Raw genomic sequence first — 12974 nt, 5'->3', positions numbered from 1 at the left:
CACAATCAGTTCCGATGCTGGCTACCAGCACCGTACATACCTAATGATTGAAACAGGAATTTTTATGACTACTGACAACATCATCGAACTGCGCGGTTCGATCAAGCTCGACAACATTCCCCAATTCGAGGCCACTCCGGTGCGCGTTCTGGTGGCGCTGACCCATCCAGGCATCGTGCCTCGCGCCGAATGGCTGGCATCCTGCACCCAGCAGTACAGCGGCGCGCCGATCCCCTACCAGCTGCATGTCGATAAGCGTACCTTCCAAGCCAATGAAACACTGGAACTGGAAGCCATTCTGCTGGCAGGCTGGGGTGAGGGTTCCGAAAAGGCACGCGTCAAACTCGAGCTGTCGCTGGGTCACGACACTCCACGTGTCGAGCAGGACATCACCGTTCAAGGCCAGGGCCAGTCGCCGCTGACTGCCCCCGACTTCAAACAAATCACTGGCACGGTACTGGCTTCAGACATCGAGGACCTGTCCGCGCACCAGCTGTTCGTCAACCTGTATGGAGTTAGCCTGAACGACGAGGGACAGAAGGTCTTCAACTCGATCTCCGAGAACGTCTACCAGATGCGTAATCTCAACGCTCCCTTCTCGCTGCACTACGACAAGCAGGTACTGGTGAACAACGGCGCCAGCCACGACCTGAGTTTCATGCTGCGCGCGCCGTCGGGCAGCATCGTTGCCGGTCGTAACGTGCGCGACATCGACCTGAATACCTGGGAGTCCGGCCAGCAGATCGAGCTGCGCAAGCCCAAAGCGTAATCGATCCACGGCAAGGTCACCCCTGCCGGTGAATTTCCGCTAAAGTCCTTGGGTTGGCTAAAAGCCGGCCCAAGGACCTTGGAGATTCCATGAAAAAGCTTGTCATGCTGTGTTGCGCATCCCTGCTCGCAGCCTGTTCCCATCACCCCGCGTCAAACCAGGCCAGCCTGGATGGCGAAGTCTTCTATCTACAGCGCATGGCCCTGCCGCCAGCCGCCACCCTCAGCGTCGAGCTGCAGGACGTATCGTTGATGGATGCCCCGGCCGTGATCCTGGCCCGTCAGGCCGGCCCAGTCAAAGGCAACGTGCCGCTGCCGTTCCACCTCGATTACGACCCTGCCCAGATCAAGCCTGGCCACCGCTATGCAGTGAGCGCGCGTATCGAACTGGACGGCAAGTTGCTGTTCATCAACACCGAGCACCACGGCGTCCAGCTCGACGGCGGCGCCCCACAGCCGGTGCGGGTCAAGGTCGATCCGGTCCGCTAAACCCGTTCGTTTCATATTCTGCCCATAAGGAAATCCCCATGATCCGCACTCCCCTGCGCTTCACCACCCTGTGCGCCGGCCTGCTGCTGTCGGCCAGCGCCTTGGCCCTGTCCCTTGGTGACCTGTCCCAGAGCGACGCCTCCGGCGGCCTGAAAGACGCCCTCACCCAAGGCGCGCAGATCGCCGTCAAGCAACTGAGCAGCCCGGGTGGTTTCAGCAACAACCCAGACGTGCGCATCGAACTGCCGGGCAACCTGGGCAAGGCTGCCAAAGCGATGAAAATGTTCGGCAAGGGGGATCAAGTCGAAGCCCTGGAAACCAGCATGAACAAGGCCGCCGAGGCCGCTGTGCCCCAAGCCCAGGCGATCCTCGTGGATGCCGTGAAGAAGATGACCGTGACCGATGCCAAAGGCATCCTCAGCGGCGGCCAGGACTCGGCCACCCAGTACCTGAACAAGAGCAGCCGCGAGCAGATCCGCGCCAAGTTCCTGCCGATCGTCAAGCAGGCCACCGACAAAGTCGGCCTGGCCCAGCAATACAACAGCTTCGCCGGGCAGGCCAAGGGCCTGGGCCTGATCAAGGATGACGCCAACATCGAGAACTACGTGACCGAGAAGGCGCTGGATGGCCTGTTCGAAATGATCGGCAAGCAGGAAGAAAGCATTCGCCAGAACCCGGCCGGTGCCGCCACCAGCCTGGCCAAGAAGGTGTTCGGCGCTCTTTGAGGGCCATGAGGGCTGCTTTGCAGCCCTTTCGCGACACAAGGCCGCGCCGCGATCCCCCGTAGGAGCGGCCTTGTGCCGCGAAAGGAGGGCATAGCCCTCCCCTGCGCTTTTCAGTCTTTCCGGACCCTGAACCACGCCGCATACAACGCCGGCAGGAACAACAGGGTCAACACCGTGGCCACGATCAACCCGCCCATGATCGCCACCGCCATCGGCCCATAGAACACGCTGCGCGACAACGGGATCATCGCCAGCACCGCCGCCAGCGCGGTCAGCACGATCGGCCGGAAGCGCCGCACCGTGGCCTCGATGATCGCCTGCCAGCGATCCAGCCCCGCCGCGATATCCTGCTCGATCTGATCTACCAGAATCACCGAGTTGCGCATGATCATGCCCGCCAGGGCGATGGTCCCGAGCATGGCGACGAAACCAAACGGCTGGCGGAACACCAGCAGGAACAGGGTCACGCCGATCAGCCCCAAGGGCGCGGTGAGGAACACCATGAACATCCGCGAGAAGCTGCGCAGCTGAATCATTAGCAGGCTCAACACCACCACGATGAACAGCGGCATACCGGCGTTGACCGAACGCTGGCCGCGCTCGGAGTCCTCGACCGTGCCGCCAACCTCCAGCAAGTAGCCGTCCGGCAGCTTGTCCTTGACCTGTTGCAGGGTCGGCAGGATCTGCTTGACCAGGGTTACCGGCTGCTCCTTGTCGTAGATATCGGCCCGCACGGTGACGGTCGGCAAGCGGTTGCGGTGCCAGATGATGCCCTCCTCGAAGCCGTACTCCAGCGTGGCCACCTGCGACAACGCCACGCTCTGGCCGTTGTCGGTGGGCAGCGCCAGGCTGCCCAGGTTGCCCAGCTCACGGCGTTCTTCAGGCGTGCCACGCAAGAGGATCTCGATCAGCTCGTTGTCTTCGCGGTACTGGCTGACGCTGCTGCCGGTCAGCGAGCTTTGCAGGAAGCTCGACAGGTGCGCGGTGCTCACCCCCAGCGCGCGGGCGCGGTCCTGGTCGATGTCCAGGTACACCGCCTTGCTCGGCTCCTCCCAATCCAGGTGCACATTGACCACGTGCGGGTTCTCGCGCACCTTGGCCGCCACTTCCCGGGCCAGGGCGCGGACCTTCTCGATGTGCTCGCCGGTCACGCGGAACTGCACCGGGTAGCCCACCGGCGGGCCGTTCTCCAGGCGCGTCACCCGCGAGCGCAGGTCGGGGAATTGCTCATCCAGGGTGGCGATCAACCAGCTGCGCAGGCGCTCGCGGTCTTCCAACGACTTGGCCAGCACCACGAACTGGGCGAAGCTCGCCGCCGGCAGTTGCTGGTCTAGCGGCAGGTAGAAGCGCGGCGAGCCGGTGCCGACATAAGCGACGTAGTTGTCGATGCCGTCCTGCTGCTTGAGCATCACCTCCAGTTGCTTGACCCGCTCGGCCGTGTTGTTCAGCGAGGCGCCTTCGGCCAGCTTGAGGTCGACCATCAGCTCGGGCCGCCCGGAGGCCGGGAAGAACTGCTGCGGCACGAAACGGAACAGCAGGATGCTGCCGACGAAAGCGGCAATGGTCAGCACGATCACCGTCTTGCGCCGACGCACGCACCACTCCACCACCCGCCGCACCCGCTGGTAGAACGGCGTGCCGTAAGGGTCGGGGGCATGTCCACGGGCAGCGTGCAGCTTGGCCAGGTCCGGCAGCAGGCGCTCGCCCAGATAGGGTACGAACACCACGGCGGCCACCCATGAGGTCAGCAGGGCGATGGTCACCACCTGGAAGATCGAGCGGGTGTATTCACCTGTGCTCGAGGCTGCCGTGGCGATCGGCAGGAAGCCAGCGGCAGTGATCAGGGTGCCGGTGAGCATCGGAAAGGCGGTGCTGGTCCAGGCGTAGCTGGCCGCCTTGAGCCTGTCATAGCCCTGCTCCATCTTGATCGCCATCATCTCCACCGCGATGATCGCGTCGTCCACCAGCAGCCCCAGCGCCAGCACCAGCGCGCCCAGGGAAATCTTGTGCAGGCCGATGCCGAAGTAGTGCATCGCGGCGAAGGTCATGGCCAGCACCAGCGGAATCGCCAGCGCCACCACCAGGCCCGTGCGCAGCCCCAGGGAGAAGAAACTCACCAGCAGGACAATGGCCAGGGCCTCGATCAGCACCTGGACGAACTCGCCGACACCGGCCTTCACCGCCGCCGGCTGGTCGGATACCTTGCGCAGCTCCATGCCCGCCGGCAGGCTCTGCGCCAGACGCGCGAACTCGCCCTCCAGGGCCTTGCCCAGCACCAGGATGTCGCCGTCGTCCTTCATCGACACGGCCAGGCCGATGGCGTCTTCGCCCATAAAGCGCATGCGTGGCGCGGGCGGGTCGTTGAAACCGCGCTGCACCTCGGCGACATCGCCGATGCGGAAGGTACGGTCACCGACACGAATGGGGAACTGGCGAATCTGCTCGACACTGTCGAAGCGGCCACTCACCCGTAGTTGCAGGCGCTCGCTGGGGGTCTCGAAGAAGCCCGCGGTGCTTACCGCGTTCTGCTCGCGCAACGCCTGCTGCACCGCGCTCAACGGCACGCCGAGGGTGGCCAGCTTGACGTTGGACAGCTCGATCCAGACCTTTTCGTCCTGCAAGCCGACCAGCTCGACCTTGCCCACGTCCTTGACCCGCTGCAACTGGATCTGGATACGGTCGGCGTAGTCCTTGAGCACCGCATAGTCGAAACCGGCGCCGGTCAGGGCGTAGATATTGCCGAAGGTGGTGCCGAACTCGTCGTTGAAGAATGGCCCCTGAGCCTCCGGCGGCAAGGTGTGCTTGATATCCGCGACCTTCTTGCGGATCTGGTACCAGAGTTCGGGAATGTCCTTGGAATGCATCGAATCGCGGGCCATGAAGGTGACCTGCGACTCGCCTGGGCGCGAGAACGAGACGATCCGCTCGTACTCGCCGGTCTCCATCAGTTTTTTCTCGATGCGCTCGGTGACCTGGCGCGATACCTCTTCGGCGGTCGCCCCCGGCCACAAGGTGCGAATGACCATGGCCTTGAAGGTGAACGGCGGATCCTCGCTCTGGCCGAGCTTGGTGTAGGACATGGCGCCGATCGCCGCCAGCAGGATCATCAGGAACAACACGATCTGGCGATTGCGCAGCGCCCAGGCGGAAAGGTTGAAACCCATCGGGACTTACTCCTTGGCCGTCAGGTTCACTTCACGGTTACTGCGGTCCACCGGGCGGACCTGCTGCCCTTCGCGCAGCACATGGCCGCCGGCGGCCACCACCCAGTCGCTGGCCTGCAGGCCTTCGAGCACCGGCACGCTGTCGGCGCCATATGCGCCGAGGCGTACCGCGGCACGCTCCAGGCGATTGTCCTTGCCGACTCGCCAGACATAGGCCTGGCCCGCCTCGGCGGTCACCGCCGACAACGGCACCGCCAACGGCGCGCGCTCGCTGTGGGCGATGAACACCCGCGCGCTCTGGCCCAGTTCGGCCGGGGCGCTGCGGGAGGCGAAGGCGATACGGGCGGCGAAGGTGCGCGAGCGCGGATCGGCGGCCGGGGACAATTCACGAATGCGCCCCTCGAAGCGTTGGTCCGGGTGCGACCACAGCTCGACACTGACCTTCTGGCCGACAGCAAAACGGGCGAACTGCTGCTCGGGCAAGCCAATGGCCACCTCACGCTCGCCATCGGCGGCCAGGGTGAATACGGTCTGTCCGGCCGCGACCACCTGGCCCACTTCGACCTGGCGCTTGGCGATCACACCCGCCTGCGGCGCGCGCAACACGGCATATTCGGCCTGGTTGCCAGCCACCTCGAACTCGGCCTTGGCTTGCTTGAGCCGCGCCTGGCCGGCACGGTAGAGGTTCTCGGCGTTGTCGAACTGGGAATGGCTGACCATTTGCCGTTCGAGCAGTTTCTGGTAGCGGTCGCGCTCGGCGCGCACCAGCGCCAGGTTGGCCTCGGCGGCGGCCAGTTGAGCGCGATTGGCCTCCAGTTGCAGGCGCACATCCTGGGGGTCGAGTTCGGCCAGCGGTTGCTCGGCCTTGACCCGCTGCCCCTCCTCCACCAGGCGCTTGCTGACCTTGCCGCCAATGCGGAAGGCCAGTTCCGGCTCGAAGCGCGCGCGCACCTCGCCCGGATAACTGTCTGCGGACGCCCCGGCGGGCTGGGGCTGGATCACCAGCGCCGGGCGCGGAGCCGCAGGAGGCGCGGCCTCCTGGCCGCAGGCGGTGAGCAGCACGATGGCAGCAGGCAGGGCGAGGGACAACGCACGACGCAACATGGGCAGGACCTTTGGCAGAGGACGCATCGAATATTTATACTGGCCGGTATATTAAGTCAGCGAAACGGGGCGGGGAAGCGGGTAAACAGGAGAAAACGTGCATTCGCCATGCGACGTACGCTACAGCCGGACAGCCCGCGACCCGGTAAGATGCTCACCTTTCCCAGCAGATACGGTTTCCAATGTCCAACGACGCACCCATCGGCCCAGGCCGGCCCAAGGACCTGGCCAAGCGCGAGGCCATCCTCGAAGCCGCCAAGTCGCTGTTCCTCAGCCTTGGCTATGCCAACACCAGCATGGATGCGGTCGCTGCGGCGGCAGGTGTTTCAAAACTCACGGTCTACAGCCACTTCACCGACAAGCAGACGCTGTTCGGCATGGCCGTCATGGCTACCTGCCAGAACCAGTTGCCCGACCTGATGTTCGAGTATCCCGAAGGGGTGGCGGTGGAAGAGGTGCTGCTGAACATCGCCCGTGGTTTCCAGGCGCTGATCAGCAGTGACGAGGCGGTCAAGCTGAGCCGATTGATCATCGCCTTGGGCAGCCAGGACCCAGGCTTCGGCCAGTACTTCTACGAGGCCGGCCCGAAGCGGGTACTGGCGGGCATGGAAGGCTTGCTACGCGACGTCGACCAGCGGGGGTTGTTGCGCATCGAGCATCCGTTGCAGGCGGCCGAGCACTTTTTCTGCCTGGTCAAGGGCGCGCCGGACTACCGCCTGCTGATCGGTTATGCGCCGCCTTTGCAGGGCGACGCGGCCGAGGCGCATGTGCGAGAGGCGGTTGGGGTATTTGCCAGGGCTTACCGGCAGTAGCCGGTGAAGGCCTTAGCCTTTCAACGCCTTCTTGGGATAGATGTCATAGCGGCTCGACTTGCCTTCCAGGCTATGGCTCGGCTTGGGCCCATCGATAATCGGCGCCTTGCGCGGGCGCTTGACCACCACCCGGTGCGATGCCAACGCCAAGGCTGCCTCGAGCAACGCCGGCGCATCCAGGTCATCCCCGACTAGCGGCCGGAACACGCGCATTTCCTTCTTCACCAGCGCGCTCTTGTCGCGGTGAGGGAACATCGGGTCCAGGTAGACCACCTGCGGCGCCTCGCCTTCCCAGGCGCGCATGCGCTCGATGGCATTGCCAGTCAGCAGGCGCATGCGCGCCACGATCGCGCCCACCTCTTCATTGCCCCGCGCCCGCGCCAGGCCGTCCTCCAACAGCGCGGCAACCAACGGCTGGCGCTCGATCAGGGTCATCTGGCAGCCCAGGCTGGCCAGGACGAATGCATCCTTGCCCAAACCCGCCGTGGCATCGAGCACCTGCGGCCGCACGCCCTGGGCGATGCCCACGGCCTTGGCGATCATCTGCCCGCTGCCGCCACCGAACAAACGCCTGTGCGCAGCCTGGCCCTCGACGAAATCAACCCGCACCGGGCCCGGCGCCTGCGGCCCCAGTTGCTGGATCTGCAAACCCTCGTCGCCCACCTGCACAGCGAATTGCGCGGCCTCGTCCACCAGCGGCAACCCCAGGCGCTCAGCCCATGCCACGGCCTGCGCCTGGAATTGCGGGGCCAATGCCTCGACCCTGATACCTGTGCCCTGCTGTTGCTCTGCCATCCGATCCCGCACTCGCAAATAAATTAATGAAAACCCGGCCAACGCCGATACAGGCCATATTCCCGCTATTCTGCCAGAGCACAACGCGCGCGACTGCCATGTCAGATACTCTTCCCATCGGCTTGACCTACCTGTCGCCCGTCGGCAACTACGGTCGGCAGAATACCCAGGCACTGGGTGGCGTCAGCCACCTGTGGCAGGATTTCTTCGCCCGCGCGATGGCCGAGCAGCAAGGCGAGGTCGACGGCGCAGCCCAGGCCCTGGCGCAGTACGACCAGGAAAGCGGCGAACCCATCGGCGGCGCCCGCGCCCTGGCGCTGATCGATGCCCAGCGTGGCCTGCCGGTACACGACACCGAAGTCGCGCCGCCCGAGCCGCTGTTCCTGCCCAAGGCCGAGCTGGAGGCGCGTTTGTTGCCGCCTGCCCCCGAGCCGTTCAGCACTGCCGAGTTGATCGAGCAGCAGCGCCAGCTGGACATCAACAACAGCTGGCTGCGCCCGGTGGTGATGAGCCAGGGCCAACCTATCGCCGAGCCAGGCCCCGGTCCTTCGCCGCGTCCACTGTTCCTGCCGATTGCCGAGTTCGAGATGAACCTGCTCGACCCGGCGCCCGAGCCGTTCGATGAAGCGACCCTGGCCCAGCAACAGAACGAGCTGGAGTTCGATATTCACTGGGCACGCCCGGTGGTGCTGAACAACGTGCGCGTACAGGCCTGAGGTCATCGGCAGATCTGCCAGAACCCCATGTCCAGGTGGAAGTGATTGTGATGGGCGGCGTTATAGTCAGGCCCCAGCACCGTGCTGAAACTCCCGCAAGCCACCTGCTGCACCTCACGCAGGAATTGCGCCTTTATCCCCTGCCCTTGCCAGTCCCGCGCCAGTACGATGCGCTGGCCGTCCTTCAGGCGAAAACCACTGATATCCAGCGCATTGGCGGTGGCATGCTGGCTTGGACGTCCCTGTTTGCGATGGTAGACATTGCGGCAGGCGAAGCTGCCCAGGTGATCTATCTGGGCCACCGGCTGGCCGAACGCACGCTGCGCTGCCGGTTGCAGACCGTGCACCTCGAACAACGCATAGGCCACCGCCAGCGGGCAACTGGCTAGAAAACTGCTGCTCAAACGCACATCGCCGCCATCGATGCGCCAGACATTACGCAATGGGCAACTGGCAGCCTCAGGGCTGTCCGCCTGCCGTCGATAGCGCAGGGACGAGGTTGCCAACGCCCGGCGACACAGCTCAGGATCATCGCGCAGGCGTGACAGCTTGTAGGGCGTCAGCAGGTTCGGCGCCTGCCGCACATCCAGCACGGCCCAGGGGTTCCAGGTATCCGGCGGGCGCCAGCCCAGCAACTGCCAAGCCAGGCCTGCCAGCAGCAGGCCTCCCAGCAGCGCCAGGGTCAGGCGCATGCGGCCTCAGCGGCGAAACAGGTCATTGAGCTGGGCAAAAGGCAACGCCTGCTCGCCATAAGTGAAAGTTCCCTGCCCCTGGATCTCCAGCGCTGCCCGCTGCAGGCCCCCCAGCGCGGCACGGGCCAGTGACGAACCCACACTGATGCGCCTGACCCCCAGGTCCTGCAACTGGTTCACGCTCAGCGGCACACCTGCCAACCCCATCAACACGTTGACCGGCCTAGGCGCCACGGCCTGCACCACCGCGCGGATCTCATCGACACTGCGCAACCCCGGCGCGTAGAGCACATCGGCCCCCGCCTCGGCATAGGCCTGCAGCCGCTTGATGGTGTCGTCCAGATCCAGGCGCCCATGCAGCAGGTTCTCCGCGCGGGCGCACAGGGTGAAGGGAAACGGCAGGCTGCGGGCAGCCAGGACCGCGGCACGCACCCGCGCCAGCGCCAGCTCGAAGTCGTAGATCGGCGCCGCGCCCTGGCCACTGGCATCCTCGATGGAGCCACCCACCAGGCCGACCTCGGCCGCCCGCAGGATGGCCTGCGCGCAGTCCTCCGGCAGGTCGCCAAAGCCGTTTTCCAGGTCTGCCGCCACCGGCAGCGGCGTGGCGTCGACAATCGCCTTGGCGTTGTCCAGGGTCTCATCCAGGGTCAACGCACCTTCCGCGTCCGGTCGCCCCAGGCTGAAGGCCAGGCCCGCGCTGGTGCTGGCCAGCGCCTCGAAACCCAGGCTGGCCAGCAACCGCGCAGAACCGGCATCCCACGGATTGGCGATGACGAACGCGCCATCACGTTCATGCAGCGCCTTGAAGGCTTCGGCTCGCAGGGTTTGCACATCCATGGATCAACCTCTCGCGTTAAGGTCAAAGTAGCCCCAGTTGTTCGACCTCCGGGGCGCGTGGCAATTCCGCCAGGGGCGCCAGCCCCGGCAGGCGGGCCATCAGACGCTGGTGAAAACGCTGGGCAAGCGCTGCGGCGAGGCGGTTGTCCGAGGTGTGCAGGAAGACATAAGGGCTGCGCCCCTCTTCGATCCAGGCCGCCACCTTGTCGACCCAGGGCGTGAGGAAAGGCTCGTTGGCCGCCAACTCCGGATGGCCGATGAAGCGCACCTGAGGATGCAGGCTGAACGCAGCGGGGCGCGGCGGCACCTTGGGCTTCTTGGACTGGGCGTGAAGCACAGCGGGCTCGCGGGACGCGCAACTGAACAGCGCGCGTGGATCGAGGCAGATACGTTCGACACCCCGCTCACGCAACAGGCGGTTGAGCAGGCGCTCCTCTTCGCCACGAGCAAAGAACGCATCGTTGCGCACCTCCACCGCCACCGGCACGCCGATCTCATCGAGGAAACACGCCAATTCACCCAACCGCGTCGGGCCGAACATCGCAGGTAACTGCAGCCAGTACGGGGATACCCGCGCGCCCAGTGGCGCCATCAGCTGAGTGAAGTTGCGGGCCGAATCGAGTTGTTCGCGCAGGTCGCCAGCATGGCTGACATCACCAGGGAACTTGGCAGTGAAGCGAAACCCCGGCGGCATGAGTTGCGCCCAGCGCTCGACGGTGGTGGGGGCTGGACGGGCATAGAAGGTGGTATTGCCCTCGACGGCGTTGAACACCTGGCTGTACAGCCCAAGGTACTCGCCGGAGCGCGCGTCGGCGGGATAGAGATAGTCGCGCCAGGCATTTTCAGCCCAGGACGGACAACCGAGAAAATAAGGCAGGGCTGATGGCGTCATCCATCAAATGTACAGGTCCAGCCCCAGCACTTCCATCTCCCAGTCGGTGAAGCCGGCAGTGGTCAGGTAGCTGGCCAGGGCCGAGGCCGTGCGTCGGTCACGGGCGCGGGGGAAGATCAGGTCCTGCTGACGAGCTGGGAGGTTCTCGCTGCGACGGCTGGCGCGGCTGATCTGCGCGTCGGTGTCGTCGATGATCTCGGCATCGGCCTCGTCGATGTTTTCGTCACGGGCCAACGCCTTGCGCGGCGCGCGCTTGATGGGGTAGATCGATGAGGAAAAACCGTCGATACGCATGAAAAGGCACTCAGGATCAATGATGGCAATTTAGCAGCATCAGGAATCCTTCGCTAATGCCCGAACTGATAACTGGACCACAGATCGCGCAAAAGGTTTTATCGTGATCGGCGATAGCCGACGAACTGCCTTCAGCGCGCCTTGGGCGTAGCCACATTATCGCGCAGGTACACCGGTTGCGCCTGCTCGGCGGCGACCGCCTCGCCCCGGGCCCAGGCAAAGCCGGCCAAGGTCAGGATATCCTGGGCGCTGGGCAACGCGCAGGCATCGCTGGCGGCGACCTGCACCGCCAGGCGCTCGGCATAGCCCCAGCCACTGCCGGCGCCGAACCACTCACCGCCCAGCCCGGATGGCAGGGCAACGCGCTCCGGCGGCAGCACTGCCTCGTGGCCGACCAGGCGCATTTCGCCCTGATGCGCCTGGTAGCAGCCCCAGTACACCTCGTCCATGCGCGCATCGATGGCCGCGGCCACCTGCTGCGCACCACGCTCACGCAGCGCGCCCTGGGCCAGCGCGGCCAGGTTGGATACCGGCAGCACCGGGCGCTCGAGGGCGAAGGCCAGGCCCTGGACCACGCCAATGGCGATACGCACGCCGGTGAAGGCACCGGGGCCACGACCGAAGGCGATGGCATCCACCGCGCTCAAGGCCACGCCCGAGTCGGCCAGCAGCTGCTTGATCAGCGGCAGCAGCTTCTTCGCGTGCAGGCGCGGGGCCACCTCGTAATGGCTGGTCACCTTGCCATCATGCAGCAGGGCGACGGAACAGGCTTCGGTGGCGGTATCCAGGGCCAGCAAGGTGGTCATCGAGCAAGGTATCCAGGCGATAGGAAAAAGAGCGGCAGTATAAACGACAACGGCCCGCAAGCGGGCCGTCGTGACGCACGGTGGCGGATCAGCTCAGGGCTGCCAGCACCTTGGCGGTGATCGACTCGACCGAGCCAACGCCTTCGATATGGCTGTACTTCGGCTTGCCGGCGTTGGCGGCCGACAGCTTCTGGTAGAAGTCCACCAGCGGCTTGGTCTGGCTGTGATAGACCGACAGGCGATGACGCACGGTCTCTTCCTTGTCGTCGTCGCGCTGGATCAGGTCTTCGCCAGTGGCGTCGTCCTTGCCTGCAACCTTCGGCGGGTTGTACTGGATGTGGTAGGTGCGACCCGAGGCCAGGTGCACGCGGCGACCGGCCATGCGCCCGACGATCTCTTCGTCGTCCACGGCGATCTCGACCACGGCGTCGATGTCGACACCGGCAGCGACCATGGCTTCAGCCTGCGGGATGGTGCGCGGGAAACCGTCGAACAGGCAGCCGTTGGCGCAGTCCGGCTGGGCGATGCGCTCCTTGACCAGGCTGATGATCAGCTCGTCGGAGACCAGCTGGCCGGCATCCATGACTTTCTTGAGTTCCAGGCCCAGCGGGGTGCCGGCCTTGACGGCGGCACGCAGCATGTCACCGGTGGAGATCTGGGGAATACCGAACTTTTCGGTGATGAACTTTGCCTGAGTACCTTTACCGGCCCCGGGAGCTCCCAGCAGAATTACGCGCATCTTGTGCTCCTCATATTTTTCTATGCAAATCAACGGATTCGGCGCACAAGGCCAACTCCGGAAAATCGGATGAGACCGCAAAATCGGTCAAAAGGCTGATCAAGATACACAGCGCCCGCCCCCCCGACAAGCGTCCCAAAG

Annotated in this window: 14 protein-coding genes; 5 read left to right on the top strand and 9 right to left on the bottom strand. The window is 64.8% G+C overall.

Translation table 11 applies throughout. The annotated features are described in order from the left end of the window. Nucleotides 1–64: 64 nt before the first annotated feature. The 3 genes from ACODS5_RS13380 to ACODS5_RS13370 all read left to right on the top strand — a co-directional run bounded on the left by ACODS5_RS13380 (nucleotide 65) and on the right by ACODS5_RS13370 (nucleotide 1982). Nucleotides 65–769 (top strand): hypothetical protein, encoded by a 705-nt coding sequence (locus tag ACODS5_RS13380; RefSeq protein WP_489108902.1) that lies wholly within the window; start codon nucleotides 65–67, stop codon nucleotides 767–769. 89 nt (nucleotides 770–858) lie between these two features. After that, nucleotides 859–1257, top strand: coding sequence for a YbaY family lipoprotein (locus ACODS5_RS13375; protein ID WP_134689552.1), 399 nt, complete (start codon nucleotides 859–861; stop codon nucleotides 1255–1257). 38 nt (nucleotides 1258–1295) lie between these two features. Then, complete coding sequence (locus ACODS5_RS13370; RefSeq protein WP_489108901.1) at nucleotides 1296–1982, top strand: DUF4197 domain-containing protein; 687 nt, start codon at nucleotides 1296–1298, stop codon at nucleotides 1980–1982. 110 nt (nucleotides 1983–2092) lie between these two features. Here ACODS5_RS13370 and ACODS5_RS13365 read toward each other — a convergent pair whose 3' ends face one another. Both ACODS5_RS13365 and ACODS5_RS13360 read right to left on the bottom strand, forming a co-directional pair. Further along, nucleotides 2093–5146, bottom strand: a complete 3054-nt coding sequence (locus ACODS5_RS13365; RefSeq protein ID WP_489108900.1) for an efflux RND transporter permease subunit — start codon at nucleotides 5144–5146, stop codon at nucleotides 2093–2095. Nucleotides 5147–5152: 6 nt separating this feature from the next. Next, nucleotides 5153–6250 carry an efflux RND transporter periplasmic adaptor subunit gene (locus tag ACODS5_RS13360; RefSeq protein WP_489108899.1) on the bottom strand — a complete coding sequence of 366 codons (1098 nt, stop codon included), beginning with the start codon at nucleotides 6248–6250 and terminating at the stop codon, nucleotides 5153–5155. A gap of 182 nt (nucleotides 6251–6432) precedes the next feature. Between ACODS5_RS13360 and ACODS5_RS13355 the strand changes: the two genes are divergently transcribed. Next, complete coding sequence (locus ACODS5_RS13355) at nucleotides 6433–7062, top strand: TetR/AcrR family transcriptional regulator (RefSeq protein WP_167659424.1); 630 nt, start codon at nucleotides 6433–6435, stop codon at nucleotides 7060–7062. A 12-nt stretch (nucleotides 7063–7074) separates the two neighbouring features. Here the strand turns inward: ACODS5_RS13355 and ACODS5_RS13350 are convergent, their stop codons facing one another. Next, complete coding sequence (locus ACODS5_RS13350) at nucleotides 7075–7857, bottom strand: class I SAM-dependent methyltransferase (protein ID WP_489108898.1); 783 nt, start codon at nucleotides 7855–7857, stop codon at nucleotides 7075–7077. A gap of 98 nt (nucleotides 7858–7955) precedes the next feature. Here ACODS5_RS13350 and ACODS5_RS13345 point away from each other — a divergent pair, with 98 nt between their 5' ends. Beyond that, on the top strand, nucleotides 7956–8573 hold the full coding sequence (locus ACODS5_RS13345; protein ID WP_134689558.1) for an energy transducer TonB: 618 nt from the start codon (nucleotides 7956–7958) through the stop codon (nucleotides 8571–8573). Nucleotides 8574–8575: 2 nt separating this feature from the next. Here the strand turns inward: ACODS5_RS13345 and ACODS5_RS13340 are convergent, their stop codons facing one another. The 6 genes from ACODS5_RS13340 to adk form a co-directional block, all read right to left on the bottom strand. Continuing rightward, a complete protein-coding gene (locus ACODS5_RS13340) occupies nucleotides 8576–9265 on the bottom strand; it encodes an extensin-like domain-containing protein (protein WP_489108897.1) in 690 nt (229 codons plus the stop codon). Nucleotides 9266–9271: 6 nt separating this feature from the next. Then, entirely contained in the window at nucleotides 9272–10102 is an 831-nt protein-coding gene (locus ACODS5_RS13335) for an isocitrate lyase/PEP mutase family protein (RefSeq protein WP_134689560.1), read from the bottom strand. 22 nt (nucleotides 10103–10124) lie between these two features. Further along, nucleotides 10125–10994 (bottom strand): DUF72 domain-containing protein, encoded by an 870-nt coding sequence (locus tag ACODS5_RS13330; RefSeq protein WP_489108896.1) that lies wholly within the window; start codon nucleotides 10992–10994, stop codon nucleotides 10125–10127. Between the two features lie 3 nt (nucleotides 10995–10997). Continuing rightward, the gene (locus ACODS5_RS13325; RefSeq protein ID WP_489108895.1) at nucleotides 10998–11288 is read right to left on the bottom strand and encodes a hypothetical protein; all 291 of its coding nucleotides are present in this window, start codon (nucleotides 11286–11288) and stop codon (nucleotides 10998–11000) included. Nucleotides 11289–11419: 131 nt separating this feature from the next. Beyond that, entirely contained in the window at nucleotides 11420–12094 is a 675-nt protein-coding gene (tsaB, locus tag ACODS5_RS13320; RefSeq protein ID WP_489108894.1) for a tRNA (adenosine(37)-N6)-threonylcarbamoyltransferase complex dimerization subunit type 1 TsaB, read from the bottom strand. 88 nt (nucleotides 12095–12182) lie between these two features. Next, nucleotides 12183–12833, bottom strand: a complete 651-nt coding sequence (gene adk, locus ACODS5_RS13315) for an adenylate kinase (RefSeq protein ID WP_134689564.1) — start codon at nucleotides 12831–12833, stop codon at nucleotides 12183–12185. Between the last annotated feature and the right edge of the window lie 141 nt (nucleotides 12834–12974).

Source organism: Pseudomonas sp. FG47 (assembly GCF_057809115.1).
This window is presented reverse-complemented; position numbering and strand designations above follow the sequence as displayed.

What these genes read in the sequence shown, in the direction of transcription:
- ACODS5_RS13380 (WP_489108902.1), top strand. Translation starts at nt 65, where the DNA reads ATGACTACTGACAACATCATCGAACTGCGCGGTTCGATCAAGCTCGAC.
- ACODS5_RS13375 (WP_134689552.1), top strand. Translation starts at nt 859, where the DNA reads ATGAAAAAGCTTGTCATGCTGTGTTGCGCATCCCTGCTCGCAGCCTGT.
- ACODS5_RS13370 (WP_489108901.1), top strand. Translation starts at nt 1,296, where the DNA reads ATGATCCGCACTCCCCTGCGCTTCACCACCCTGTGCGCCGGCCTGCTG.
- ACODS5_RS13365 (WP_489108900.1), bottom strand. Translation starts at nt 5,146, where the DNA reads ATGGGTTTCAACCTTTCCGCCTGGGCGCTGCGCAATCGCCAGATCGTG.
- ACODS5_RS13360 (WP_489108899.1), bottom strand. Translation starts at nt 6,250, where the DNA reads ATGTTGCGTCGTGCGTTGTCCCTCGCCCTGCCTGCTGCCATCGTGCTG.
- ACODS5_RS13355 (WP_167659424.1), top strand. Translation starts at nt 6,433, where the DNA reads ATGTCCAACGACGCACCCATCGGCCCAGGCCGGCCCAAGGACCTGGCC.
- ACODS5_RS13350 (WP_489108898.1), bottom strand. Translation starts at nt 7,857, where the DNA reads ATGGCAGAGCAACAGCAGGGCACAGGTATCAGGGTCGAGGCATTGGCC.
- ACODS5_RS13345 (WP_134689558.1), top strand. Translation starts at nt 7,956, where the DNA reads ATGTCAGATACTCTTCCCATCGGCTTGACCTACCTGTCGCCCGTCGGC.
- ACODS5_RS13340 (WP_489108897.1), bottom strand. Translation starts at nt 9,265, where the DNA reads ATGCGCCTGACCCTGGCGCTGCTGGGAGGCCTGCTGCTGGCAGGCCTG.
- ACODS5_RS13335 (WP_134689560.1), bottom strand. Translation starts at nt 10,102, where the DNA reads ATGGATGTGCAAACCCTGCGAGCCGAAGCCTTCAAGGCGCTGCATGAA.
- ACODS5_RS13330 (WP_489108896.1), bottom strand. Translation starts at nt 10,994, where the DNA reads ATGACGCCATCAGCCCTGCCTTATTTTCTCGGTTGTCCGTCCTGGGCT.
- ACODS5_RS13325 (WP_489108895.1), bottom strand. Translation starts at nt 11,288, where the DNA reads ATGCGTATCGACGGTTTTTCCTCATCGATCTACCCCATCAAGCGCGCG.
- tsaB (WP_489108894.1), bottom strand. Translation starts at nt 12,094, where the DNA reads ATGACCACCTTGCTGGCCCTGGATACCGCCACCGAAGCCTGTTCCGTC.
- adk (WP_134689564.1), bottom strand. Translation starts at nt 12,833, where the DNA reads ATGCGCGTAATTCTGCTGGGAGCTCCCGGGGCCGGTAAAGGTACTCAG.